General features: G+C 67.4%; 25 protein-coding genes. 11 read left to right on the top strand and 14 right to left on the bottom strand.

Features of this window, described 5'->3' with window-relative positions; all coding sequences use genetic code 11:
* Positions 1-35: 35 nt before the first annotated feature.
* Positions 36-1538 carry a CoA-acylating methylmalonate-semialdehyde dehydrogenase gene (locus AC1RKE_RS14765; protein WP_348684623.1) on the bottom strand — a complete coding sequence of 501 codons (1503 nt, stop codon included), beginning with the start codon at positions 1536-1538 and terminating at the stop codon, positions 36-38.
* A 92-nt stretch (positions 1539-1630) separates the two neighbouring features.
* Between AC1RKE_RS14765 and AC1RKE_RS14760 the strand changes: the two genes are divergently transcribed.
* The 5 genes from AC1RKE_RS14760 (at position 1631) to AC1RKE_RS14740 (ending at position 6231) form a co-directional block, all read left to right on the top strand.
* A complete protein-coding gene (locus AC1RKE_RS14760) occupies positions 1631-2560 on the top strand; it encodes a LysR family transcriptional regulator (protein ID WP_191555178.1) in 930 nt (309 codons plus the stop codon).
* 387 nt (positions 2561-2947) lie between these two features.
* Positions 2948-3964: a tRNA dihydrouridine(20/20a) synthase DusA gene (gene dusA, locus AC1RKE_RS14755; protein ID WP_191558200.1), complete on the top strand. Its 1017-nt coding sequence runs from the start codon at positions 2948-2950 to the stop codon at positions 3962-3964.
* Between the two features lie 75 nt (positions 3965-4039).
* Positions 4040-4726 (top strand): hypothetical protein, encoded by a 687-nt coding sequence (locus tag AC1RKE_RS14750; RefSeq protein ID WP_183217981.1) that lies wholly within the window; start codon positions 4040-4042, stop codon positions 4724-4726.
* 35 nt (positions 4727-4761) lie between these two features.
* Entirely contained in the window at positions 4762-5586 is an 825-nt protein-coding gene (locus tag AC1RKE_RS14745) for a sulfite exporter TauE/SafE family protein (protein ID WP_191558198.1), read from the top strand.
* A gap of 84 nt (positions 5587-5670) precedes the next feature.
* Complete coding sequence (locus tag AC1RKE_RS14740; RefSeq protein WP_348684707.1) at positions 5671-6231, top strand: 3D domain-containing protein; 561 nt, start codon at positions 5671-5673, stop codon at positions 6229-6231.
* Positions 6232-6303: 72 nt separating this feature from the next.
* Here AC1RKE_RS14740 and AC1RKE_RS14735 read toward each other — a convergent pair whose 3' ends face one another.
* The 3 genes from AC1RKE_RS14735 to AC1RKE_RS14725 all read right to left on the bottom strand — a co-directional run bounded on the left by AC1RKE_RS14735 (position 6304) and on the right by AC1RKE_RS14725 (position 9562).
* Complete coding sequence (locus AC1RKE_RS14735) at positions 6304-7194, bottom strand: hypothetical protein (protein WP_348684705.1); 891 nt, start codon at positions 7192-7194, stop codon at positions 6304-6306.
* 92 nt (positions 7195-7286) lie between these two features.
* Positions 7287-7610: an Mpo1-like protein gene (locus AC1RKE_RS14730; protein ID WP_201463768.1), complete on the bottom strand. Its 324-nt coding sequence runs from the start codon at positions 7608-7610 to the stop codon at positions 7287-7289.
* Between the two features lie 38 nt (positions 7611-7648).
* Positions 7649-9562 (bottom strand): DEAD/DEAH box helicase, encoded by a 1914-nt coding sequence (locus tag AC1RKE_RS14725; RefSeq protein ID WP_348684704.1) that lies wholly within the window; start codon positions 9560-9562, stop codon positions 7649-7651.
* 205 nt (positions 9563-9767) lie between these two features.
* On the opposite strand from AC1RKE_RS14725, the gene AC1RKE_RS14720 reads away from it, so the two are divergent.
* On the top strand, positions 9768-9977 hold the full coding sequence (locus AC1RKE_RS14720; protein ID WP_182714154.1) for a flagellar basal body rod C-terminal domain-containing protein: 210 nt from the start codon (positions 9768-9770) through the stop codon (positions 9975-9977).
* A 13-nt stretch (positions 9978-9990) separates the two neighbouring features.
* On the opposite strand, the gene AC1RKE_RS14715 is transcribed toward AC1RKE_RS14720, so the two are convergent.
* Together AC1RKE_RS14715 and AC1RKE_RS14710 are read right to left on the bottom strand one after the other, a co-directional pair.
* Positions 9991-11898 carry a methyl-accepting chemotaxis protein gene (locus tag AC1RKE_RS14715; RefSeq protein WP_395942035.1) on the bottom strand — a complete coding sequence of 636 codons (1908 nt, stop codon included), beginning with the start codon at positions 11896-11898 and terminating at the stop codon, positions 9991-9993.
* Between the two features lie 91 nt (positions 11899-11989).
* A complete protein-coding gene (locus AC1RKE_RS14710) occupies positions 11990-12685 on the bottom strand; it encodes a winged helix-turn-helix transcriptional regulator (protein WP_183217967.1) in 696 nt (231 codons plus the stop codon).
* A 56-nt stretch (positions 12686-12741) separates the two neighbouring features.
* Here AC1RKE_RS14710 and AC1RKE_RS14705 point away from each other — a divergent pair, with 56 nt between their 5' ends.
* The 4 genes from AC1RKE_RS14705 to AC1RKE_RS14690 are packed head-to-tail and all read left to right on the top strand — an operon-like array spanning position 12742 to position 14521.
* Entirely contained in the window at positions 12742-13188 is a 447-nt protein-coding gene (locus AC1RKE_RS14705; RefSeq protein WP_228185176.1) for a VOC family protein, read from the top strand.
* A gap of 13 nt (positions 13189-13201) precedes the next feature.
* The gene (locus tag AC1RKE_RS14700; protein WP_152949552.1) at positions 13202-13669 is read left to right on the top strand and encodes an SRPBCC family protein; all 468 of its coding nucleotides are present in this window, start codon (positions 13202-13204) and stop codon (positions 13667-13669) included.
* Positions 13669-14151 (top strand): VOC family protein, encoded by a 483-nt coding sequence (locus AC1RKE_RS14695; protein WP_152949551.1) that lies wholly within the window; start codon positions 13669-13671, stop codon positions 14149-14151. Before AC1RKE_RS14700 ends, AC1RKE_RS14695 begins: the two co-directional genes overlap by 1 nt.
* 22 nt (positions 14152-14173) lie before the next feature.
* A complete protein-coding gene (locus tag AC1RKE_RS14690; protein WP_054764796.1) occupies positions 14174-14521 on the top strand; it encodes a DUF1428 domain-containing protein in 348 nt (115 codons plus the stop codon).
* Positions 14522-14525: 4 nt separating this feature from the next.
* Here AC1RKE_RS14690 and AC1RKE_RS14685 read toward each other — a convergent pair whose 3' ends face one another.
* From AC1RKE_RS14685 to AC1RKE_RS14675, 3 genes are read right to left on the bottom strand one after another with little or no spacing between them, the layout of a single operon-like run.
* Complete coding sequence (locus AC1RKE_RS14685; protein ID WP_348684536.1) at positions 14526-14975, bottom strand: hypothetical protein; 450 nt, start codon at positions 14973-14975, stop codon at positions 14526-14528.
* 37 nt (positions 14976-15012) lie between these two features.
* Positions 15013-15753 carry an extensin-like domain-containing protein gene (locus AC1RKE_RS14680; RefSeq protein ID WP_191558190.1) on the bottom strand — a complete coding sequence of 247 codons (741 nt, stop codon included), beginning with the start codon at positions 15751-15753 and terminating at the stop codon, positions 15013-15015.
* 56 nt (positions 15754-15809) lie between these two features.
* Positions 15810-15989: a DUF2256 domain-containing protein gene (locus tag AC1RKE_RS14675; RefSeq protein WP_152949548.1), complete on the bottom strand. Its 180-nt coding sequence runs from the start codon at positions 15987-15989 to the stop codon at positions 15810-15812.
* Positions 15990-16191: 202 nt separating this feature from the next.
* On the opposite strand from AC1RKE_RS14675, the gene AC1RKE_RS14670 reads away from it, so the two are divergent.
* Entirely contained in the window at positions 16192-16455 is a 264-nt protein-coding gene (locus tag AC1RKE_RS14670) for a DUF2798 domain-containing protein (protein WP_348684535.1), read from the top strand.
* Between the two features lie 42 nt (positions 16456-16497).
* Here AC1RKE_RS14670 and rpoD read toward each other — a convergent pair whose 3' ends face one another.
* The 5 genes from rpoD to AC1RKE_RS14645 all read right to left on the bottom strand — a co-directional run bounded on the left by rpoD (position 16498) and on the right by AC1RKE_RS14645 (position 22466).
* The gene (rpoD, locus tag AC1RKE_RS14665; RefSeq protein WP_348684534.1) at positions 16498-18444 is read right to left on the bottom strand and encodes an RNA polymerase sigma factor RpoD; all 1947 of its coding nucleotides are present in this window, start codon (positions 18442-18444) and stop codon (positions 16498-16500) included.
* A gap of 364 nt (positions 18445-18808) precedes the next feature.
* Positions 18809-19204, bottom strand: coding sequence for a type II toxin-antitoxin system VapC family toxin (locus tag AC1RKE_RS14660; protein ID WP_228185165.1), 396 nt, complete (start codon positions 19202-19204; stop codon positions 18809-18811).
* 8 nt (positions 19205-19212) lie between these two features.
* The gene (locus tag AC1RKE_RS14655) at positions 19213-19458 is read right to left on the bottom strand and encodes a hypothetical protein (protein ID WP_228185164.1); all 246 of its coding nucleotides are present in this window, start codon (positions 19456-19458) and stop codon (positions 19213-19215) included.
* A gap of 45 nt (positions 19459-19503) precedes the next feature.
* Positions 19504-21366 carry a DNA primase gene (gene dnaG, locus AC1RKE_RS14650; RefSeq protein WP_492897344.1) on the bottom strand — a complete coding sequence of 621 codons (1863 nt, stop codon included), beginning with the start codon at positions 21364-21366 and terminating at the stop codon, positions 19504-19506.
* A 260-nt stretch (positions 21367-21626) separates the two neighbouring features.
* Positions 21627-22466, bottom strand: coding sequence for an LD-carboxypeptidase (locus AC1RKE_RS14645; protein WP_152949542.1), 840 nt, complete (start codon positions 22464-22466; stop codon positions 21627-21629).
* Positions 22467-22474: the final 8 nt, after the last annotated feature.

The raw sequence follows: 22474 nt of genomic DNA, 5'->3' as shown, positions 1-22474 counted from the left end.
CTCGGGTCAAGCCCGAGGGTGACGGCGGCGAAGGGTCAGCGCATCGTCGGAATGACGAACGAACTGTCCGAATGCTCCAGGGCGCTGTCGGGCCAGCGGGCGGTCACGGTCTTGGTCTTGGTCCAGAAGCGGACCCCTTCCATGCCGTGCTGGTTGATGTCGCCGAAGGCCGAACGCTTCCAGCCGCCGAAGGTGTGATAGGCGACCGGCACCGGGATAGGCACGTTTATCCCGACCATGCCGACATTGACCCGGGCGGCGAAGTCGCGGGCTGCGCGGCCGTTCTGGGTGAAGATGGCGACGCCGTTGCCGTACTGGTGGTTCGACGGCAGGGCCAGGGCCTCCTCGAAGGTTTCGGCGCGGACGATCTGGAGCACCGGGCCGAAGATCTCCTCCTGATAGGACGACATCTCGGGCTTCACATGGTCGAACAGGGACGGGCCGATGAAATAGCCCTTCTCATGCCCCTGCAGGCTGAAGTCGCGACCGTCGACGACCAGTTCGGCGCCTTCCTGGACGCCCTTCTCGATCCAGCCGGCGACGCGCTCGCGGTGCTGGGCCGTGACGACGGGACCGTAGTGGGCGCCGGCGTCGGTCGAGACGCCGACCCGCAGCGAGGGGATTTCGGCGACCATCCGTTCACGGAGTTCGTCCGCCGTCTTCTTGCCGACCGGCACGACCACCGGCAGGGCCATGCAGCGCTCGCCGGCCGAGCCATAGGCCGCGCCCGCCAGATCCTTGATCACCTGATCCATGTCGGCGTCAGGCAGGACGATCCCGTGGTTCTTGGCCCCGCCCATGGCCTGGACCCGCTTATGGTTGGCCGCGCCTGTCTGATAGACATAGTGGGCGATGTCGGACGAGCCGACGAAGCTGACGGCGTGGACCAGGGGATGGGTCAGGATGGCGTCGACCGCGGTCTTGTCGCCATGCACCACGTTCAGCACGCCGTTGGGCGCCCCGGCCTCCAGCATCAGTTCGGCCAGCCGCACCGGCACCGACGGATCGCGTTCGGACGGCTTCAGCACGAAGGTGTTGCCAACCGCGATCGCCACGCCGAACATCCACATCGGGATCATGGCCGGGAAGTTGAACGGGGTGATGCCCGCCACCACGCCCAGCGGCTGGCGCATCGAATAGACGTCGATGCCGGGCCCGGCCCCTTGGGTGTATTCGCCCTTCAGCGCATGGGGGATGCCGCAGGCGAACTCGATCACCTCAAGCCCGCGCTGGATGTCGCCCTTGGAGTCGGCGATGACCTTGCCGTGCTCGCTGGACAGCAGTTCGGCCAGTTCGTTCATGTTCGCCTCGACCAGGCGTTTGAAGTCGAACATGACCCGGGCGCGACGCTGGGGATTGGTGCTGGACCAGCCCTCGAAAGCGTTCTGGGCCGCCTGGACGGCGCGATCGACCTCGCCGGCCGTGGCCAGCTGGACCCGCGCCTGAACCGCCCCCGTATTGGGATCGAACACCTCGCCGAACCGGCCCGAGGCGCCCGCGAAAACGGCGCCGTCGATGAAATGGTTGATGTCGCGCATGAGCGTTCCTGCCTTTTTTATCTTGCCCAGCCCTAGACTGTTCATCTACAGACTTGAACTGCGTTTTTGCGTGTTTGAAATTGCATTTCCGCATGTTCGATTGGGACGATCTCCGAGTGTTCCTCGCCGCAGCCCGCAGCGGCTCCCTTTCGACAGCGTCCATCCGGCTCGGGATCGACGCGGCGACCGTGGGCCGCCGGATCGCGAGGCTGGAGTCGGCCCTGAAGGCCACCTTGCTCGTGAGGTCCAAAAGCGGCCTTCGGCTGACCGCCGCCGGCGCCTACCTCCTCGAAACGGGCGCCCAGGCCGAGGTGGCGATGGAAGCTGCGGCGAGCGTCGGCCATCCCGATCGCATCGCGGGCACCGTGCGGATCAGCGCCGCCGAGGGATTCGGCGCCACCATCCTGGCGCCTGCCCTTTCCGGGCTTCGCCGACAACATCCCCATCTCCGGATAGAACTGGCGGCCAGTTCGGGCTTTCTCTCTCCCAGCCGTCGCGAGGTGGATATGGCCGTCACCCTGAGCGCGCCCGACAGCGCTCGCCTGGTCGTGGAGCCGCTGACGCCCTATCAGCTCGGGCTCTACGCCTCGCCGGAGTATCTCGAGCGACACCCGACGCCCGACGACGCCAATGACCTGACCGGGCACGACATCGTCGGCTATGTCGAGGATCTGATCTATGCGCCGGAGCTCAGGTATCTCGATGAGGTTTCACCGGGTTTGAAGCCCGTCCTTTCCTCTTCATCCATCCGCGCCCAGAGGGAAATCATCGCCGGGAACGGGGGAATCGGCGTCCTGCCCTGCTTCATGGCGACCGGCCTCCAACGCGTGCTGCCAGACCTCTGGATAGAGCGTCGTTTCTGGCTGAGCACCCACAGGGAGGTCCACGGCAGTGCACGGATCAAGGCTGTTCACGCCTGGATAAAGGACATCTGCGACATGCACCGCACACGACTGTCTCCCCACGAGCGTCGCGGGTCCGATCAGGACCGTCCGGCTCGACAGGGATCGAAGCGGCGCTGACGGCCGCTGCCCCGCGGCCTCTTCAGTCGATGAACCGCCAACGCCCGAGGAGAGGGGGCGCGCGCCGTCCAGGCACTGGGATCGCCGAGCCGATTCCGCATAATGAACGGCTGCGCCGCCACGGAACCTCGCTAAGCGCGGCCAATGCGGCCCTCGGCCTCAGTCGCCCACCGCCGCGCATCATCGCGTTTGAGGACGGTCTCGCCTATATAGCGACCCTTCCTCCTGACCTGGACCCGCGATGTTCCGGACGGGAGCTTCGAATACCTCGCCATTTTCGTGTGCGCCCTGCGTGCGCTGAGATGTCGAAAAGCCGGAAACAACGTCGCAAACCGGCGCAAGATCGAGCGCACAGTCTGTCAACCAAAGTTTTGATATTACTGAACAATGTCTATAACCCAAGCGCGTAGGCTGTCCGTGGCCCCGATGATGGACTGGACCGACCGGCATTGCCGGGCGTTTCACCGCGCCCTCAGCGCGCGGGCCCTGCTCTATACGGAGATGGTGACGGCGCCGGCGGTGCTGCATGGGGATCGGGATCATCTGCTGGGGTTCGATGCGGTCGAACATCCGGTCGCCCTGCAACTGGGCGGGTCCGATCCTGAAGAACTGGCCCAGGCGGCCAGGATCGGCGAAGCCTACGGCTATGACGAAATCAATCTGAACGTCGGCTGTCCCTCGGACCGGGTTCAGTCGGGCCGGTTCGGCGCCTGTCTGATGCGCGAGCCGGCGCTGGTCGCCGACTGTATGGCGGCGATCCGGGAGGCCGTGTCCGTGCCCGCCACGGTCAAATGCCGGATCGGCGTCGACGACCAGGACCCCCAGGTCAGCCTGTTCGCCACCGTGGACGCCTGCGCCGCCGTCGGGATCGAGGTCTTCATCGTCCATGCGCGCAAGGCCTGGCTTCAGGGCCTGTCGCCCAAGGAGAACCGGGACGTGCCGCCCCTGGATTATGGACTGGTGCGCCGGCTGAAGCGCGAGCGGCCCCAGCTGAACATTTCGATCAACGGCGGGATCGCCGATCTGGATCAGGCCGAGGCCCTGCTGGACGACACCGACGGGGTGCGGCTGGACGGGGTGATGCTGGGCCGGGCCGCCTATCATGAGCCGGCCCTCCTGGGTCAGGCGGATCGGCGCCTGTTCGGGGCCGAGACGGTCGACGTCGACGCCTTTGCGGCCCTGGACCGTTATCGCCCCTATATGGCGGCCCGGCTGGCGGAGGGGGTGCGGCTGGCGGCCATGACGCGCCACATGCTGGGGCTGATGCACGGACGGCCGGGCGCGCGGGCCTTCCGCCGCATCCTGACGGTCGAGGCCATCCGGCCGGGCGCTGGGCTGGAGGTTCTGGACCGCGCCGCCGAGGCGGTGCGCGAGGCCGAGGCGCGGCGCGACGCGGCGGCCTGACGCCCAGCCGGGACGGGAACCGTCCGGGTCGCCGCGCCTTTCAGCGTCGAACCCTTTTCGCGACCGGAGTCCGCCATGAAGCTCATCGCCCTCGCCGCCGCCGCGGCCGCCCTCCTGCCCGCCGCCCAGGCCGCAGCCCAGACGCCCGTTTCCAGTGCGGAGCGGGGCCGGTTCGCCCTGGGCGCCCAGGTCGGCACGCCGGGCGCCGGGCTTCAGGCCCAGTTCGCCGTGAACGACTATCTGGTGCTGCGCGGCGGCTATGACGCGCTTCAGTGGGACCGCGACGACACCTATGACGGCATCGACTATGAGGCCGACATCGACTTCAAGTCGCCGGGCGCCTTCGTGGATCTGCACCCGTTCAAGAACCCCTTCTTCGTCTCGGCCGGCGCCTATTTCGGCACGCGCAAGGTCGATCTGAACGCCACCCCGACCGAGCCGGTCAATATCGGCGGCCTGGTCTTCACGCCTGAGCAGGTCGGAACCCTGACCGGCCGCATCGACCTGGAAAGCACCGCCCCCTTCGTCGGCCTGGGGTTCGACAACACCTTCACCCATGACGGGCGCTGGGGCCTGCGGCTGCTGGCCGGCGCGGCCTTCGGCGATGCGCCCCAGGTCGATCTGAACGCCTCGGGCGGGACCCTGTCCGACCAGCCGGCCTTCCAGGATCGTCTGGCGGAAGAGGAGCGTGAGATTCAGGCCGACGCCGACGACTACAAGGTCCTGCCCGTCGTGCAGATCGGGCTCAACTACCGGTTCTGATGGTGAAGGCGCCCCGCGCCTGCTAAGGGCGCGGCATGTTCGGCCTGCCCCTGTCTGAAATCGCCCTGCTGGTTCTGGCCCTGATCGGGGCGGGGCTGTTCGGCGGGATCATCGCCGGCCTGTTCGGGGTGGGCGGCGGCACGGTTCTGGTGCCGGTGCTGTTCTACGCCTTCACTGTCCTGGGCGTGGGCGGCGAGGGCGATCTGCACACCGCCATCGGCACCTCGCTGGCGACCATCGTGGTCACGGCCCTGCGGTCCCTGGCCGCCCACCGCAAGCACGGGGCCGTGGACGAACAGGTGCTGCGGACCTGGACGCCCTGGGTGGCCCTGGGCGCCGTGGCGGGGGCGGCCATCGCCGGCGTGACCTCCATGGAGGGGCTGGCCCTGGTCTACGGCGTCCTGCTGATCCTGGTGGCGGCCCAGATGGGCCTGCTGCCCGAACGCTACGTGCTGAGGAATGACATGCCCACGGGATGGACCCGAGGCGTCCTGGGAAGCCTGATCGGCCTGTTCTCGGCCATGATGGGCGTGGGGGGCGGCAGTCTGGGCGGCATGACGATGACCCTGTTCGGCCGGCCGATCCACCAGGCGGTGGCGACGGCCTCGGGCTTCGGGGTCGCGATCGGAGCGGCGGCGGCGGCCGGCTTCGTCGTCTTCGGCTGGGACGCGCCGGGCCGCCCGCCCCTGTCGCTCGGCTATGTCAATCTGCCCGCCGCCGTGATCATGGGGACGATGACGTCCCTGTCGGCGCCGCTGGGCGCGCGGCTGGCGCACCGGCTGGATCGGCGCGTCCTGAAAAAAGCCTTTGCAGTCTATCTGTTGGCGACAGCCCTATCGGTCGTCATCAAGGCGTTTTGAGCCGCGCCCCTTTCTGGCCACAAGTCCCGGCGACAAAACGCGCGCCGGCGGCGTTGGGAGCCGGCGCCTCTATGAGCAAATCGGATGATCGGCGCCTCCGCTGCCTTCGCCTTGTTGTGGACCGCTCTGTCCTCGGTTTCGAGCGAGCCAGTCCCTTACAATGTCGCTGTCGCGGCGGATGCAGCCAGGGTTGAAACCCCGGCGGACGACATCGGTTCCCCCGATCTGGAGGCTGCGGCCCTGACCGAGGAACAGGCCGAGCTGATGGCCGGCGATCCCGACTGGCGCGCCTCAGCCCGGCTCTATCATGCGGGCGGCGGCGGGGCGACGGGCAATGATTCCCTGGGTTGCCGTCCCATCGCCATGCGCACCGTGGCGGTCGATCCGCGCGTCATTCCGCGTCGCACCAAGCTCTTCATCCGCGAAACCGTGGGCATGCGTCTGGCCGACGGTTCGATCCATGACGGCTATTGGTACGCCTCGGACACCGGCGGGGCGATCAAGGGTGAGAAGATCGACCTCTATACCGGAAGCGGCCGCGGCTCGATGGCCCAGGCGCGCCGTCTGAACATGCGGACCCTGACCATCGCCGACGCCGGTCGTTTCGACGGCTGCCCCCCGGCCTGGGAAAGCGCCGGCCGCTAAATCACCGTCCAGACGTGAAAAACGCCGGCTCCGTCAGGGGCCGGCGTTTTCATGTGCGGGATCTGCGAAGGCTCAGTCCAGTTCGCTGACCTTCAGCGTCGACTGGACCATGTCGTCCCCATAGGTGCCGACCCAGATGTCATAGCGGCCGCTCTGCGGATTGGTGATCTGGACCTTGGGGTTCAGACTGCCGCCGCTGTCGTCGTCGCAGTACCAGCGGCCGTTCGGCGTATTGATCAACAGGGTGGTGTCTTCCGACGCCTCGACCAGGAAGGTCAGGTCCAGATTTCCCGCCTCGAAGAAGACCTGATAGTCGGGCGCCGCGCTGACCGAACCTTCACAGCCCGCCTTGGCGTTGGCGGCCGGGACCGAGCCGCCGGCCAGGATCGACTTTTCGTGGGGATCGGGGGTGAAGCCGGTGCGCAGGCGCACCGAGCCGTAGTTCGGCTCCTTATCCGTATCGGGGCTTTCGCCGCCGCCGCTGCTGGAGCCGCCCAGTTCGCTGACCTCCAGCGTCGCCTGGACCATCTTGTCATTATAGGTGCCCAGCCAGATGTCGTAGCGGCCGCTCTGCGGATCGGAGATCAGCACCTGAGGGTTCAGATCGCCGCCGCTGTCATCGTCGCACAGCCACTGACCGTCGGGCGTATTGATCAGAAGCGTGGTGTCTTCCGAGGCCGTGGCCCGGACGGTCAGGTCCAGTTCGCCGGCCTCATAGGTCAGTTGCAGATCCGGCGCGGCGCTGACCGAACCTTCGCAGCCCGAACGCGCGGCCGAGGCGGCCACGGAACCGCCGGCCAGGATGGACTTGGTCCAGGGATCGGGGGTGAAGCCGCTTTCCAGCTCCACCTCCCCATAGTTGGGCGACAGGGTGAAGTCCGGCCGGCCGCCCGACTTCTGGGCCAGGGCGACGCCCGGCGTGAGCATGAGGGCGGCGACGGCCGCGGCGGCGATGCGTTTCATGAAGCGTTTCCCCTTCCCTGCGGCCTCCCGCCGCACCTTCTGCATAACCCATTTTCCAGAAAGGCGCAGCTTCCGAAACCCAGGGCGCGCGGTCAGAATTTGCGTTTGCCGGACACCGTCTCGAAGAACAGGCGGAAGTCGCCCATCAGGCTCCACAGCGGATATTTGAAGGTGGCAGGCTTGTTCTTCTCGAAGAAGAAATGTCCGACCCAGGCGAAGCCGTAGCCGACCAGGGGCATGGCCAGAAGCCACCAGGGATTCAGGGTCACGACGAAGGCGAGAAGGGCCAGGATCACCAGTCCGGTGCCCACGACGTGGATGCGCCGACAGGTCCGGTTGGAATGCTCATGGATGTAATAGGGGTAGAAGGCCTCGAACGAGGCGTATCGGCCCTGGGGTTCGGACGGCGTGCTCATGGGCGAAGGGTGCGCCTCCGTCCAGAATCAATCAAGTCTCAGCCCTTGGGCTTGCCCTTGAAGCCGTCCTTCTTGAACCCGTCCTTCTTGAAGCCCGGCTTGGCCTTGAACGGCTTCTTGGCGAAGGGCTTGTCGCCCGCCGCATTCGACCGCGGATTGGCGGCGCCGTCGGTCTTGGGCGCCCAGGGCTTCTTCTTGAACGGCGGACGGGCGTCGCCCTCTCCGCCTTCGGCACGCTTGTAGGGCGTCTTCTTGAAGGGGCGGTCGCCGTCCTCGCGCGGCTTGCCGGCGAAGCGCGACGCCTTCATCGACCCCGGCGTGGGCGCCTCCGACGGCGTGATCTTCACCTCTTCCTTCGAAGCGGCGACCGCTTCGCGGAAGGCCTTTTCATGGGTCTTGGCGATCTCGAACCGGGTCTCTTCGGGGAAGGTGCGGATCGAGCCGATCTGGGGCTTGGAAATGCCGCCGATGCGGCAGATCAGGGGGATCAACCATTTGGGGTCGGCGTTCTTGTTACGGCCCACGTCCAGGCGGAACCAGACCACCTCATCGGCGCCCAGGCGTTCGCCCGGCCAGGGCTGGGCGGCGGTCCCGTCGTCGGTGCGGGCGGCGCGGTCGCGTTTGGCCGGCCCGCGATCAGCGCCTGGATCGGACAGTTCTTCCGGCGCCGGCTGTTCCTTGCGCAACAGGCGCACCAGGGCGGCGGCGATCTCGTCGGGCGTGCGCTCGGCGATCATCCGTTTGGCGACGATCATGTCCTCGTCCGACACCTCGGCCTCGAAATGCGACGGCGACAGCAGACGGTCCTCATCGGCCTTGCGGATCTCGTCGAAGGTCGGGGCGCCGGACCAGACGGCCTCGATCCCCGCCTCGTCCATCAGACGCTCGGCCTTGCGGCGACGCGAGTGGGGCACCAGCATGACCGAGACGCCCTTCTTGCCCGCCCGGCCCGTCCGGCCCGAACGGTGCAGCAGGCCGGCGCGGTTCATCGGCAGTTCGGCGTGGATGACCAGGCCCAGGTCGGGCAGGTCCAGACCCCGCGCGGCGACGTCGGTGGCGACGCAGACGCGGGCGCGGCCGTCCCGCAGCGACTGAAGCGCGTCGGTCCGCTCGCGCTGGCCCATTTCGCCCGACAGGCTGACCGAGGAGAAGCCGCGTTCCAGCAGCGACGATTGCAGATGCCGCACGCTGTCGCGCGTGGAGCAGAAGACCATGGCCCGCGGCGCCTCGAACCAGCGCAGGGTGTTGACCACCGCATGTTCGATCTCATTGGGCGCGATGCGATAGGCCCTGTATTCGATGTCGGCGTGCTGGCGCGACTTGTCGGTCGCGTCGATCCGCACCGCATCCTTCTGGTAGCGCTTGGCCAGGGTCACGATCTCGCGCGCCAGGGTGGCCGAGAACAGCAGGGTGCGGCGGCCTTCCGGCGCCTGGTCCAGAATGTGCTCCAGGTCCTCGCGGAAGCCCATGTCCAGCATCTCGTCGGCCTCGTCGAGCACCGCGACCTTCAGCTCGGACAGGTCCAGATTGCCCCGGTCGATATGGTCCTTCAGACGGCCGGGCGTGCCGACGACGATGTGGACGCCGAAGCTTAAGGCACGCGCTTCACGGCGCGCGTCCATGCCGCCGACGCAGGTGGCGATCTTGGCGCCGGAGTCGGCGTACAGCCATTGCAGCTCGGCGGCGACCTGCATGGCCAGCTCCCGCGTGGGCGCGATGGCCAGGCACAGGGGCGCGCCGCCGGGGCCGAACTGGGGACTGTCGCCCAGCAGGGTCGGCGCCGCCGCCAGGCCGAAGGCCACCGTCTTGCCCGATCCGGTCTGGGCCGAGACCAGCAGGTCGCGGTCCGCATGGCCCTCTTCCAGCACGGCGGCCTGAACCGGGGTCGGTTCGGCATAGCCCTTGTTGATCAGAGCGCGGTCGAGCGCGGGGTGAACGGCGGGAAAGGGCATCGGCTACCTGGAATGACGGACGAGGCGGTCGTCGAAACGACCGCGCCCGGCCGAGGACAGACCTCAGGCCGGGCGAATGATGGGCGCTCTATACACGGATAAAGGCTGAAGCGGGGCGGAAAACGCCGTTCACCCTGTTCCTTCAGGCGACGTTGACCTGAGGGCGACAGTCTGGCGATCAAACCCGCCTCGTTCGGAGCCTGTCATGCAAGCGCTTTCCATCGCCGCCGCCGGAATGACCAGCGCCCAGATGCGGTTCGAAAACAGCGCGCGCCGCACTGCGACCGCGCCGCTCGACAACCTCGCCGAGGAAACCGTCGAACGCCTCCAGGCCAAGACCGCCTTCAGCGCCAACGCCGCCGTGGTCCGCACCGCCGACGAAATGACGGCGACCCTGCTGGACATCCTGGCCTGAGCCGCGTCGCCGCTTAGAACTCTTCCCAGCCGTCGGCTTCGGGCGCAGCCTTGGGCGCCAGGGCCGCGCCGCCGCGCCCCAGGGTCTTCAAGGCCGCCGCCATATGGGGCGTAGACGCCCGCGCCGAAGCCGGAGCCGACGCCGCCGGACGTTGCGCCGCGGATTTGGCGGGCGAAGCCTGACCCACGGTCCCGACCTTGAACCGGGCCGCAGAGGCTTGCAGGGACTGGGCCTCCTGATCCAAGGCGTGGCTGGCGGCGGTCGACTGTTCGACCATGGCCGCATTCTGCTGGGTGACCTGGTCCATCTGGTTCACGGCCGTATTCACCTGGGCCAGGCCGATGGCCTGTTCCTGGGCCGAGGCGGCGATTTCCGACACCAGACCGTCGATCTCGGCCACCCGGTCGACGATCCGTTGCAGGGCCTCGCCGGTCTGTCCGACCAAGGTCACGCCGGTGCCCACCTGGCTGGTGGAGGTCGAGATCAGGGTCTTGATCTCTTTCGCCGCCTCCGCCGACCGCTGGGCCAGGGCCCGGACCTCGGAGGCCACGACGGCGAAGCCGCGACCGGCCTCGCCCGCCCGGGCCGCCTCGACCCCGGCGTTCAGAGCCAGAAGATTGGTCTGGAAGGCGATCTCGTCGATGACGCCGATGATCTGGCTGATCTGGCTGGACGAGGACTCGATCGCCTGCATGGCTTCGACCGCGTCGCGGACGATGACGCCCGACGTCTCGGCGTCGCCCTTGGCGGCGTCGACGACGTCAGCGGCCTGGCGCGCGCCCGCGGCGGTCTTGTTCACCGTGGCGGTGATCTCGTCCAGGGCGGCCGCCGTCTCTTCCAGAGAGGCGGCCTGCTGTTCGGTGCGGCGCGACAGGTCGTCGGCGGCCTGGGAAATCTCGGCCGCGCCCGAACGGATGCCCGCCACATTGCCCAGGACGACGCTCATGGCCTGTTGCAGCTGGGCGATGGCGGCGTTGAAGTCGGACTTGAGCTGGGCGGCCTTGGGCGCGAACTCGGTTTCGATCCGATAGGTCAGGTCGCCGTTGGACATGGCCGAAAGCCCCTCGGCCAGGGCCGTAAGCGCGATCCGATCCTCCTCGGCGATCCGGGCCTTTTCGGCTTCATTGGCGCGATGTTCGGCCTCGCTGACCGCCCGCTGCGACTGGGCCTCGGCTTCCAGCCGGGCCTTTTCGACGGCGTTGTCGCGGAAGGTGCCGACGGCCGCGGCCATCCGGCCGATCTCGTCGCCACGCTCCTGGGCCGGGATGGAGACCTTCAGATCGCCGCCGGCCAGCTGGGCCATGGCGCGGGTCATGGCGACGATCGGCTGGCTGAGCGCCCGGACCAGCCAGACCGTCATGGCGGCGGCGACCAGCAGGGCCAGGATCCCGCCGACGACCAGGGCCGCATAGCCCCGTCCGAAAGCCGCCTTCTTGGCGGCGCTTCTCTGACTCAGCACCGCATCGGCGGCCTGATCGACAGCGGTGACGGCGGCGCGAATGTCCTTCAGGTCCGCCGTCTGCAACAGCCGCGCTTCGGCCTGGAGCCGGGTCGCCGGATCGGCGGCCTGGGCCATCAGCCCCTGCGACTGCTGGTGAAAGGCGTCGCTGGCGGCCTTCAGCGCCTGATGCTGGGCGGCGTAGACATGATCGGCGTCGCTGGCGTCCAGGGCCTGGGCCGCCTGGTCGAAGGCGGCCTTGCGCGCCAGATAGTCCCGTCGCGCCGTCTCCTGGCCCGTCGCCACATAGGCGCGCAGGGCGTTTTGCTGTTCGACGGCGGCGGCCAGGGTCAGAGTGGCCGCCTCGCTGATCTGATAGGCGGACCGTTCGGCCGTGTCCGACCGTTGCAGCGTCACCAGGCTGAACAGGACGACCAGGGTCGCCACGCCGCACGCGCTCATCATCGCCCCGAGCGCGATCATCAGCTTGATGGATATGGACAAGGACTTGAACACGACCGGCTCCGAAAGCGGTTAACCCGTCGCAACTACCGGACAAGCCTTACCAAACCTTCTAAGGCGACGCTTCCAATCCGACCTTTTCTGGTAGGTGGAAATACCCAGTGAACTGTTCGAAGACCGCCCGGTCGCCGACGATCCTCAGCCCGCCTTCGGCCTCAAGCGCCGCCGTCGGAACCTTGCCGTAAACGGCCGCCGCGACCCGTTCGGGGCGGGTGGTCAGGACCACGGCGGCGTCGTCGATCGGCCCCCGCCGCGCGTCCAGACCGCCGTCCCGGATCTCAACCCGGAAGGTCTCGTCTTCAAAGACGAAGCCCAGGACCAGGGCGGCGTCGCCGGCCAGGGCGGGATCGAACATGGTCTTGAACGACAGCATGATCGAGACGGCGCTGATCGGCAGGGTCGGATCATGCTGGGGCGAGCGCGCCGCCCAGCGCCCCAGGACGATGAAGACCGGCTCGATCTCCAGCCCCCAGTCGGTCAGCTCATAGACCTGGACCGAGGCGGGCGGCGGCAGTTTGCGACGCCGCAGAACTCCCGACGCCTCCAGCCCCTCCAGCCTCTGGGTCAGGACATTGGCCGATATGCCGTGCAGATCCTTCTTCAGATCGCCGAACCGGCGCGGGCCCAGCATCAGCTCGCGCACGACCAGCAGGGCCCAGCGTTCGCCGATCAGGTCCAGCCCATGGGCGGCCCCACAGGCGTCATGATAACGGCGCCCCGGCTTTGCAGTTACTTTTTCTAACTTCATTATTGACTATTCTAACTATCAAAGGCACGGTTCGCAAAGAGGGAGAGGACCGCCGCATGACCCAACTGATCTTCATCAACCTGCCCGTCGCCGACCTTGACCGTTCGGTCGCCTTTTATGAAGCCGTCGGGGCGACGAAAAACCCGATGTTCAGCGATGAGACGGCCGCCTGCATGGTCCTGTCGGACGTGATCAACGTCATGCTGCTGACCCACGACAAGTGGCGCAGCTTCACCGACCGGGCCATTCCCGACGCCCAGGTCTCGGCCCAGATGCTGCTGTGCCTGTCGCGCGAGGACAAGGCGGCGGTGGATGCGACGGTCGCCCAGGCCGCCGGCGCCGGGGGTCTGCCCGACCCGAACAGCCCCCAGGATTACGGCTTCATGTACGGCCGCAGCTACGCCGATCCCGACGGCCATATCTGGGAGGTCATGTGGATGGACCCCACAGCCGTCGCCGCCGGGCCCGAGGCCTTCGCCGCCCATGACCTGACGCCGGCCTGAGGCGGAGATCGTCATGTCCGAGATTTTCGAACTCCGCATCAGCCGCCTGATCAGGGCCGCGCCGGAAACGGTCTGGAACGTCTATACGCAACGCACCGCCGAATGGTTCTGCCCCCGCCCCTGGACCACGCCGGTGGTGGACTGGGACCTGCGCGTCGGCGGCCGGGCCAATGTCGAAATGGCCTCGCCCGAGGGGGAGCGTCATCCCTATTCCGGCGTCTTCCTGGAGGTGGTTCCGGGCCGCAGACTGGTCTCGACCGGCGCCTTCACCGAGGGCTGGGTTCCCCAGGCCGGCGAGATGAACTTCGTCCGCATCGACACCTTCGAGGCCGAGGACGATGCGACCCTCTACACCGCCGTCGCCCGCCATTGGGACGAAAAGGCCATGTCGGCGCACCGAGCCATGGGCTTCGAACAGGGCTGGGCCGCCGTCGCCGATCAACTGGCCGAACTGGCCGAACTGGCCGAAGGAGCGGCGTGATGGCCGACAAGATCGTTCCCTGCCTGTGGTTCGACGGCGAGGCGGAAGCCGCCACCGCCTTCTATGTGTCGCTTCTGCCCGACAGCCGTATCACCGCCGTCAACCGCTCGCCGGTCGACACGCCGTCCGGCCCGGCCGGTTCGGTCCTGACGGTGCAGTTCGTCCTGGCGGGCCGTGAGTATCTGGCCCTGAACGGAGGGCCGAACTTCCGTTTCACCGAGGCCGTCTCCTTCATGGTGATGACCGAGGATCAGGCCGAAACCGACCGGCTGTGGGACGCCCTGACCGCTGACGGCGGCCGCGAGAACGCCTGCGGCTGGTTGAAGGACCGTTGGGGCCTGTCGTGGCAGATAACGCCTCGGCGCTTGGTGGAACTGACGACCGACCCCGATCCCGCCCGCGCCAAGGCCGCCATGCAGGCCATGATGGAGATGATCAAGATCGACGTCGCGGCCCTGGAACGCGCCGTCGCCGACCTCTGAACCCTCAGCAAAGGACGACCCCATGACCTATGTGACCGGCTTCCTGACCCCCGTGAAATCCGAGGACAAGGCGCGCTACGTCAAGTCCGCCCAGGCCTCCTGGCCCCTGTTTCAGAAATACGGCGCCCTGTCCCAGGTCGAGACCTGGGGCGAGGACGTGCCCGACGGCAAGCTGACCAGCTTTCCCATGGCCGTAAAGCTGGAGCCGGGCGAGGTGGTGGTCTTCTCCTGGGTCACCTGGCCCGACCGCGCCACCGCCGACGCCTGCTGGGCGCAGATGGAGACCGACCCCGGCTTCGCCGAGATGGACATGCCCTTCGACGGCAAGCGGATGATGTGGGGCGGTTTCGAAACCATCTTCCAGTCATAGGGGCTCAGCGGCGCGCCGCCTTCAGGGCCGCCGTCAGGACCTTGCGGCGTTTTGCATGGGTCCGCTCCCGCTCGGCCTGTTCGTCCTCCAAGGCCTTCAGCCGATCCGCCAGATCCGCCATCGCCTGCTGATGTTCGGCGTCCAGGGTCTCAAGCTCGGCTTCCAGCCGCTGGATCTTGGCGCGCCGGGCCTTGGAAGGACCGGCGGCCTTCTTCGGTCCGGCCGCCTTCTTGATCTTGCCGACGTCGATGGCCAGGCCGCGTTCGATCACCTCGCCTGGAGCGGCTACGGCCGCCTCATAGTCGGGGCCGCCGCTCAGTTCGCTGGCCAGGCCCGTGGCGAACAGATCCTGTTTGGAGCCCCAGGCCTCCAGCGCCTTGGGCCGCGAGCTGACCGCGACCGTGAAGGCGTGAAACCCGTCCGACCAGGTGAAGACCTTCAACCGTTTCGCCATGCGCCTCTCCCGGCCGACGGCCCCACTCGGCGCCGCCTCAGCGGCAGAAACGTGTGTCGGTCGCTTCCAGATGCAGATGGTCGAAATGGACGGCGTTGTAGTCTGGGCTCAGCACTGTTCCGAAGATGCGGCAGGCGTCGTCGCGGATACGGCGCAGGAATCGGGCCTCGGGCGCGTCGCCGCTCCAATCCTTCGTCACCGTGATCCGCCGCCCGTCCCTCAGCCGCACCCCGGCGAAGTCCAGGGCGGCCGCCTGGGCGTGGGCGCTGATCCGGCTGGAGCCCACGCCGTTGTTCACATTGCGACAGGCGTAGGCGCCCATATGGTCGATCTGGACCACGTCCGACCCCAGGATCTCGCGCGCCGCCGGTTCCAGCGACTGACGCCGCCAGACGCTCAGCGCCAGGGCGGTCTGGCAGGTCATCTCGACGTCGCCGGGCGCCATCCGCGCCACCGTCCCCAGGTCCGGCCCCAGCACCCCGCCCTGTCTCAGGCCGCAGACGGCCGAGTTCTGCCGATCCGGCACGGGGCTGAACCGCACCCGCGCCGCGGTCAGCTGGGCCATGCACCGCTCCAGCTCAGAGCCTTCGCGCACCACCGCCGCCTGGGTGCCCCCGTCGATCGGCCGGTCGATCAGCCCCCCGACGAGAGGCGCCGCCGTCTGGCCCGGATAGGGCGACGGCCGCAAGGGCTCCGGCGCGCGCCGGACGCAGCCGGCCAAGACCAGCAGGACCGAAAGGCCGGCGCAAAGGCGCATCAGACGAGGCGACGAGGACATGGCTCCGGTCCTAGCCGATTCCCGCCGGGTCCGCCGGTCACGAGGCGGAGAGCCGCCTATCGCCGCTCTTCCGACACGCCCTTGGCCCGACAACGGTCGGAACAGAACCGCACCCGATCCCAGTCCCGCGCCCATTTCTTGCGCCAGACGAACGGCAGGCCGCAGGCGGCGCAGACCTTCTGCGGCAGATCGGCCTTGGCCGGCGCCGTGCCCAGATTGACGTGTTTGCGGCCCATCCGGTCCTCTATTCAAAAACGGCGGGCGAGGGACCGCGCCGCCATTGTTGCGAAACACTCTCAAACTTGCTACAGGACGCTCGTCGCCTCGGCGGCCGTAAGCGTCTCACGTCAGGCAACGCATCCATCCCGGTCTTCGGCCGGGGCCGGTTCGTCCGGCGGATGCCCGCGCCGAAGACCTGATTTAAAGAGAGACGCAACCATGCACCCTCATCCCGCCGTCGTCCGGTTCCGACGCCTGCCCGCGCGTTACGCCGGTCTCGTCATGCCGCTGATCCTGTCGCTGATCATGACCTTCGTGGTCTCGGCCATCGCCACCGCTCGAACCCTGGGCGTCGTCCCGGCCTTTCCCGCCGCCTGGATGCAGGCCTGGGGCCTATCCTGGCTGATCGCCTTCCCGGTCCTGCTGCTGATCCTGCCCCTGGTCCGGCGCATCGTCGCCGCCCTGGTCGAGCCCGCCCGCTGAACGAAGAAGGGGCGGCCCTTTCGGCGCCGCCCCTGATCGTCTTCAGCTGTCCAGGAAGGACCGCAGCTTGCGCGACCGGCTGGGGTGTTTCAGCTTGCGCAGGGCCTTGGCCTCGATCTGACGGATCCGTTCGCGCGTCACCGAGAACTGCTGGCCGACTTCTTCCAGCGTATGGTCGGTGTTCATGCCGATGCCGAAGCGCATGCGCAGCACCCGTTCCTCGCGCGGCGTCAGCGACGCCAGGACGCGGGTGGTGGTCTCGCGCAGGTTCGACTGGATGGCGGCGTCGATCGGCAGGACGGCGTTCTTGTCCTCGATGAAGTCGCCCAGGTGCGAATCCTCTTCGTCCCCGATGGGGGTCTCCAGGCTGATCGGCTCCTTGGCGATCTTCAGGACCTTGCGCACCTTCTCCAGCGGCATGGCCAGCTTCTCGGCCAGCTCCTCCGGGGTCGGCTCGCGGCCGATCTCGTGCAGCATCTGGCGGCTGGTGCGGACGATCTTGTTGATCGTCTCGATCATGTGCACCGGGATGCGGATGGTGCGCGCCTGGTCGGCGATCGAGCGGGTGATCGCCTGACGGATCCACCAGGTGGCGTAGGTCGAGAACTTGTAGCCGCGGCGGTATTCGAACTTGTCGACCGCCTTCATCAGGCCGATGTTGCCCTCTTGGATCAGGTCCAGGAACTGCAGGCCGCGGTTGGTGTATTTCTTGGCGATGGAGATGACGAGGCGCAGGTTGGCCTCGACCATTTCCTTCTTGGCTTGCCGCGCTTCGCGTTCGCCCTTCTGCACCGTCTGGACGATGCGGCGATAGTCGTCGATCGGCAGGCCGGCCTCCAGGGCCACGGCGGCGACGTCGGCGCGGATGGTCGCGATCTGGCCGGCTTCGTTCTCGCTGAACTTGGTCCAGCGCACGCCCTGGTCCTTGATCCGGTCGGTCCAGGTCGGGTCCAGTTCGGAGCCGAAATAGGCCTTCAGGAACTCAGGCCGCGAAATGCCGTAGCTGTCGGCCAGACGCAGCAGACGGCCTTCCAGACCAATCAGGCGCTTGTTGATCGCATACAGCTGCTCGACCAGGGCCTCGATGCGGTTGTTGTTCAACTTCATCGTCTTCAGACGATCCGAAATGGTCGTCGTCAGGGTCTGGTAGGTCTTTTCGTCCTTGGCGCTCAGGGTCTCGCCCTTCAGCCGGGCCTGGACCAGCTTGTCCTGCAACGCACGGAAGGCGCCGAAGTCGGCGGCGATGGCGTTCAGAACCTCCATCACCCCGTCGCGCAGCTCGGCCTCCAGAGCCGAGATCGACATGCCGCCGCCGTCGTCAAAGTCGTCGTCGTCCTCGTCGTCGGACTCCGGCTTATCCTCAGCAGCTTGTTTTTCTTCGACGTCTTCCTCCTCTTCGCCTTCAGCCGGGGCGGCGCCCGGCAGGGATGAAGGGTTTAGCACGCCGTAGGTGGCGTCCAGGTCGATGACCTCGCGCAGCAGGATGCGGTTGTTCTCCAGCTCGTCGCGCCAGACCATGATGGCCTCGAAGGTCAGGGCGCTTTCGCACAGACCCGAGATCATGGCGTCGCGGCCGGCCTCGATCCGCTTGGCGATGGCGATCTCGCCCTCGCGGCTCAAGAGTTCGACCGAACCCATCTCGCGCAGATACATCCGCACTGGGTCGTCGGTGCGGTCATAGGCGGCCTTGGCGGGGGTCTCGGACACGCCGGTGGAGGCGGCGGCGGCGACGTCGGTGGACTGCTGCTCCTGCGCGTCCTCCTCGGCCTCGACGACGTTGACGCCCATTTCCGACAGCATGGCCAGGGTGTCTTCGATGGCGTCCGGGGTGACTTCCTCGGACGGCAGGACCTTGTTCAGCTCCTCCATCGTCACATAGCCGCGCGCCTTGGCCTGTTTGATGAATTTCTTGACGCCGGCGTCGGTCAGATCGAGCAGGGGCCCGTCGGTCGTAACCTCGGCGTCCTGCGTCTCGGTCTGTGCATTCATAGTCAGTCTGTCTCCGGCCGGAGGGGTGATCAGTCCACCCCGGCGAAAATACAATGCCTGGCGAGGCGTAAGGTTACGCGCCCGCGCTGTCTTCCCAAATCGTCCCGGCTTTGGTCGCACGGCGAAGCGCATCCCGCGCAGCTGCCGCCGACGGAACCCCCTCATCCCGCCCCGACGCCTCTCGCGCCGGGACCGAGGCGTCGTCAAACGCCTGCGACCATCGGACCCTTGCCTCGGCGAGGGGCGCATTTGCGGCCAGGAATGGCGCGCCGGACTTCGCCGCCGCCTTCTCGACCTCGCGCACTAAGGCGTCATGATCCGATTGCGCCAGATGGCGTCGCAAGCGGGCGGAGTCAAGGCCGCCCTAGGGCTCGCGCAACCAGTTTTCGACGCGCAGACCCGGAACGCGGGAAAACTCCCGCTCATTGTCGGTGACGAGGATGCAGTCCAGCGCCAAGGCGTGGGCGGCGATCAGCAGGTCGTTGGCGCCGATCAAGCGGCCCGAACGCTGAAGTTCCGCGCGAACCTCCCCATAGAGGCGATCCGCCGGGGCGTCCCAGGCCTTCACCGCCAATCCTGACAGCACGCGTTCCAACTGCATCGCAATCCTGGGAGAACCGGATTTGCAAGCCCCGAAGCGGAGTTCCGCCACGGCGATCAGACTGACGCAGACGCCCACGGGGCCCAGAAGGGCCAGTCGCTGACCGACGGGGCCGATCGGATCATACATCAGGTCCGACACCGCGTTGGTGTCCAGCATATAGCCGCTCAAAGATCCACCGGTTCAGGCGGTTGATCATCGAAGGGGTCGAGACGCTCATCAATCGGCTGCAGAGTCGCGAGCACCGCCAGAAGACGGGCGGAAGACCCCATCGACGGCCCGGCCTTCTCGATGATCAGCCGCTCCCCGTCCTGACGCACCACCGCGTCCGCCGGAACGGCGACGCCGCTCGGCAGGTGGACGACCTGATGGTCGCCTTCGCGGGTGATCCTGACGGGTTGGGAGCCATCCATGGGGCGAGACTACTCCAGATCGTCAAACCCGCCAATCGGCGCGGCTCAAACCAGGGTCGCCCAGAAGTCGGGGGCCGCGAACGAGCGGGTGATGGCGTCCCGCTCGGCCTTCAGCCGGATCAGAGCCTCGATGCCCGTCCCCTGGCCCAGGTCCTGTTTCGCCGTCTCTATGGCGCGCGACAGGGCGGCGAGATGGGTCATCAGGCCGAACACCTTCAGCCATTGGGCGCGCGCCTCGGCCACGGGGAGATCGGACGACAGGAAGGAGGCGCCGGACTTGGACGCCGCCTTCTCGATCTCTTTCAACAGCGGATCAAAGCCGGAGTCACGCAGCCGATGCCGCACCACGGCTGCGTCCGACGCCTGACCCGACAGCCGCAGCCGCACCAGCTCCTGGGCCAACCCCTCCAGGGCTGCGTCGCCAAATCCCTGGACGCTGACTTCTTCCAGATGATCGTCCAGCCGCTCGATGTCGTCGATGGCGGCATAGGCCAGGGCCGCCGCCACCGGACTGACGGCGCGGAACAGCGACTGCATGGCCTGGGCCCCCTCGACCGTCTGGCCCAGCTTCGGCGGCGGGCCGAAACGGCCCCGCCCCTGCCCCGGCGTCCAGGGCGCCCGCGGAGGGTTGCGGGGAAACAGGGCGTCGAACCGATCGAACAGATCGCGGCGATACTGTTCGGCCAGATCCCTGTCCTGAATGGCGCCGGCCGCCGCCCGCAGCCGCGCCTTGAAGCCGGCCTTGCGCTCGGGCGTGTCCAGCGGCTCCACATCCTGTTCGCGGCGGAACAGGACCTCGGCGAAACCATGGGTCTCGGCCAGGGCCTGGCGCAGGGCCGGCGCCCCCTTGTCGCGCAGGATGTCGTCGGGGTCCTGGCCTCCGCCGAGGAGGGCGAAACGGAACGACCGCCCCGGCTTCAGCAGCGGCAACGACCGCTCGATGGCGCGATAGGCGGCCCGCAGGCCCGCCGCATCCCCGTCGAAACAGAGCACCGGCTCATGGCTGACACGCCACAGCCGCTCCATCTGTTCTTCGGTCAGGGCCGTGCCCATGGGCGCCACGGCCGGCAGGCCCGCGCGCTGGCAGGCGATGACGTCCATATAGCCCTCGACCACGATGATCGGCTGGTCGTTCCGGCTCTCGGCCCCCAGAATGCGCCGCGCCTCAGGCAGGCCGTAGAGGGTGGAGCCCTTGTGAAACAGCGGGCTTTCCGGCCCGTTCAGATATTTGGCCCGGTCGTCGGGGTTCATGGCCCGGCCGCCGAAGCTGACGATCCGCCCGCGCGCGTCCAGAATGGGGAAGATCAACCGGTCGCGGAACCGGTCATAGGGCTGGCCGCCGCTGTCCGGCGCGATCAGCAGCCCGGCCTCGACCAGTTCGGCCGGCCGCGCCCCGCGCTGGACCAGGGCCTGTTTCAGCCCCTCGCGGTCATTGGGCGCATAGCCCAGGCCGAACCGCTCCCACTGATCCTCGGGCAGGCCGCGCTTCTCAAGATATTCGCGCGCCGCCTTGCCCGGCGTGCGGCGCAGATTGGCGGCGAACCATTTCTGGGCCAGGTCCATCCACTCGGACAGGCCTAAGCGCTTCTGCTCGCGCTCGGCCTCCTTGGGGTCTTCGGCCGGCAGTTGCATGCCCGCCTCGCCCGCCAGCCGCTGCACCGCTTCGACGAAGCTCAGCCGCTCGGTCTCCTGCAGGAAGGAGATGATGTCGCCGTGTTTGCCGGACGAGAAGTCGTGGAAGAAGCCCTTGTCGTCATTGACGAAGAAGGACGGCGACTTCTCCTTCGAAAAGGGCGACAGGCCGACATACTCGCGGCCCTGCCGCTTGAGCTTCACCGTCCGCCCGATCACGTCGGACGGCCGAAGGCGGGCCTTCAGTTCATCGATGAATCTTTCGTCGAAACGCACACGACGATCCATAAGCCTTGCGACAGGTTCCGTCGATGTTCGGGACGATCAGGCGGTTCGTCCGGGCATCCCCCGATAGCCGAACGAACCGCCGCATCGCAGAAGGCGTAAGCCGCAGCGTCCCCCAACGCCTTGGCTAACGAAGTCCTAACGCCTCGCGGACCTTCATCTGACGTTCGACGGCGTCGGCTGTCGAGAGGCCGGCGACCGGCGTGATGCGGATCATGGCCGGACTGTGTCTTTCGCGTCGCAACGGCTTTTCAGCGGCGAGGTCCAAAGGGCACCACCTTATTGGCCGTATCGTGCCCGATATCAGCGGAGCCCAGGTAGTCTATGCCCGATCTCAGGCACCAGTATCGAACGATCTCCTCCGGAGTCTGGCCGAAATCAGGATCGTTTGGCGTGACATCGGAAACACGCCCCAGGCGAATTCCAGCCACGCTTCTGATAGAAGCCTGACCCGTCAAGTGAAACATCATCCGGTCGATCCGATAGGCGGCCTCCGACACCTCCTCCAGCATCAGGACATGGCCGGTCAGATCCGGCTCCAGCGCCGTGCCGACGAGCTGGTCGATGATGGTCAGGTTGAAGGCGACGGCGGGACGCGGGTCGGCGGCCAGGGACGGCTCGATCCAGTCCGTCCGGCCCGTGGTCAGCCAGGCCAGGGCGCCTTTAGCCGTCACATCGTCCCGCACCGAATCCGAAGCCATCGGCCCATGGGCCAGATGTTCGAATCCGGCCCGGTACATGCCAGCCAACAGACTGCCCGCGTCGGAATAGCCCAGATAGCGCTTCTTGCGCGCCACCGCGTTCAGCCGGGGGATCACCGCCTCGGCGATGCGGCAAGAGCCATAGCCGCCGCGGGCGAACCAGACGGCGTCGATGCGCGGATCATTGGCGAACTCGATAAGGGCCTCGGCCCGCGCCCGGTCGTCCCCCGCGAAGTGACCGTGCTTCAAGAAGCAGGCGGGGTGGAAGACCACAGCCACGTCGCGATCCGGGTGATGTTCGGCCATCCACTGTTCGACGGCCTCGGCCCGCTCCTTTGAAAAGCGGGAACTGGCGCAGACCACGCCGATCTTGAAGGTGTTTGCGTTCACGCCCGTCT

The sequence above is a fragment of the Brevundimonas sp. GW822-FHT03E11 genome, assembly GCF_058801445.1.
Note: the sequence above shows the minus strand (reverse complement) of the source record. Positions and strands in the feature narration are given on the sequence as shown.

Coding starts and splice junctions, on each gene's coding strand:
- AC1RKE_RS14765 (WP_348684623.1), bottom strand. CDS start 1,538: ATGCGCGACATCAACCATTTCATCGACGGCGCCGTTTTCGCGGGCGCC.
- AC1RKE_RS14760 (WP_191555178.1), top strand. CDS start 1,631: ATGTTCGATTGGGACGATCTCCGAGTGTTCCTCGCCGCAGCCCGCAGC.
- dusA (WP_191558200.1), top strand. CDS start 2,948: ATGTCTATAACCCAAGCGCGTAGGCTGTCCGTGGCCCCGATGATGGAC.
- AC1RKE_RS14750 (WP_183217981.1), top strand. CDS start 4,040: ATGAAGCTCATCGCCCTCGCCGCCGCCGCGGCCGCCCTCCTGCCCGCC.
- AC1RKE_RS14745 (WP_191558198.1), top strand. CDS start 4,762: ATGTTCGGCCTGCCCCTGTCTGAAATCGCCCTGCTGGTTCTGGCCCTG.
- AC1RKE_RS14740 (WP_348684707.1), top strand. CDS start 5,671: ATGATCGGCGCCTCCGCTGCCTTCGCCTTGTTGTGGACCGCTCTGTCC.
- AC1RKE_RS14735 (WP_348684705.1), bottom strand. CDS start 7,194: ATGAAACGCATCGCCGCCGCGGCCGTCGCCGCCCTCATGCTCACGCCG.
- AC1RKE_RS14730 (WP_201463768.1), bottom strand. CDS start 7,610: ATGAGCACGCCGTCCGAACCCCAGGGCCGATACGCCTCGTTCGAGGCC.
- AC1RKE_RS14725 (WP_348684704.1), bottom strand. CDS start 9,562: ATGCCCTTTCCCGCCGTTCACCCCGCGCTCGACCGCGCTCTGATCAAC.
- AC1RKE_RS14720 (WP_182714154.1), top strand. CDS start 9,768: ATGCAAGCGCTTTCCATCGCCGCCGCCGGAATGACCAGCGCCCAGATG.
- AC1RKE_RS14715 (WP_395942035.1), bottom strand. CDS start 11,898: ATGATCGCGCTCGGGGCGATGATGAGCGCGTGCGGCGTGGCGACCCTG.
- AC1RKE_RS14710 (WP_183217967.1), bottom strand. CDS start 12,685: ATGAAGTTAGAAAAAGTAACTGCAAAGCCGGGGCGCCGTTATCATGAC.
- AC1RKE_RS14705 (WP_228185176.1), top strand. CDS start 12,742: ATGACCCAACTGATCTTCATCAACCTGCCCGTCGCCGACCTTGACCGT.
- AC1RKE_RS14700 (WP_152949552.1), top strand. CDS start 13,202: ATGTCCGAGATTTTCGAACTCCGCATCAGCCGCCTGATCAGGGCCGCG.
- AC1RKE_RS14695 (WP_152949551.1), top strand. CDS start 13,669: ATGGCCGACAAGATCGTTCCCTGCCTGTGGTTCGACGGCGAGGCGGAA.
- AC1RKE_RS14690 (WP_054764796.1), top strand. CDS start 14,174: ATGACCTATGTGACCGGCTTCCTGACCCCCGTGAAATCCGAGGACAAG.
- AC1RKE_RS14685 (WP_348684536.1), bottom strand. CDS start 14,975: ATGGCGAAACGGTTGAAGGTCTTCACCTGGTCGGACGGGTTTCACGCC.
- AC1RKE_RS14680 (WP_191558190.1), bottom strand. CDS start 15,753: ATGTCCTCGTCGCCTCGTCTGATGCGCCTTTGCGCCGGCCTTTCGGTC.
- AC1RKE_RS14675 (WP_152949548.1), bottom strand. CDS start 15,989: ATGGGCCGCAAACACGTCAATCTGGGCACGGCGCCGGCCAAGGCCGAT.
- AC1RKE_RS14670 (WP_348684535.1), top strand. CDS start 16,192: ATGCACCCTCATCCCGCCGTCGTCCGGTTCCGACGCCTGCCCGCGCGT.
- rpoD (WP_348684534.1), bottom strand. CDS start 18,444: ATGAATGCACAGACCGAGACGCAGGACGCCGAGGTTACGACCGACGGG.
- AC1RKE_RS14660 (WP_228185165.1), bottom strand. CDS start 19,204: ATGCTGGACACCAACGCGGTGTCGGACCTGATGTATGATCCGATCGGC.
- AC1RKE_RS14655 (WP_228185164.1), bottom strand. CDS start 19,458: ATGGATGGCTCCCAACCCGTCAGGATCACCCGCGAAGGCGACCATCAG.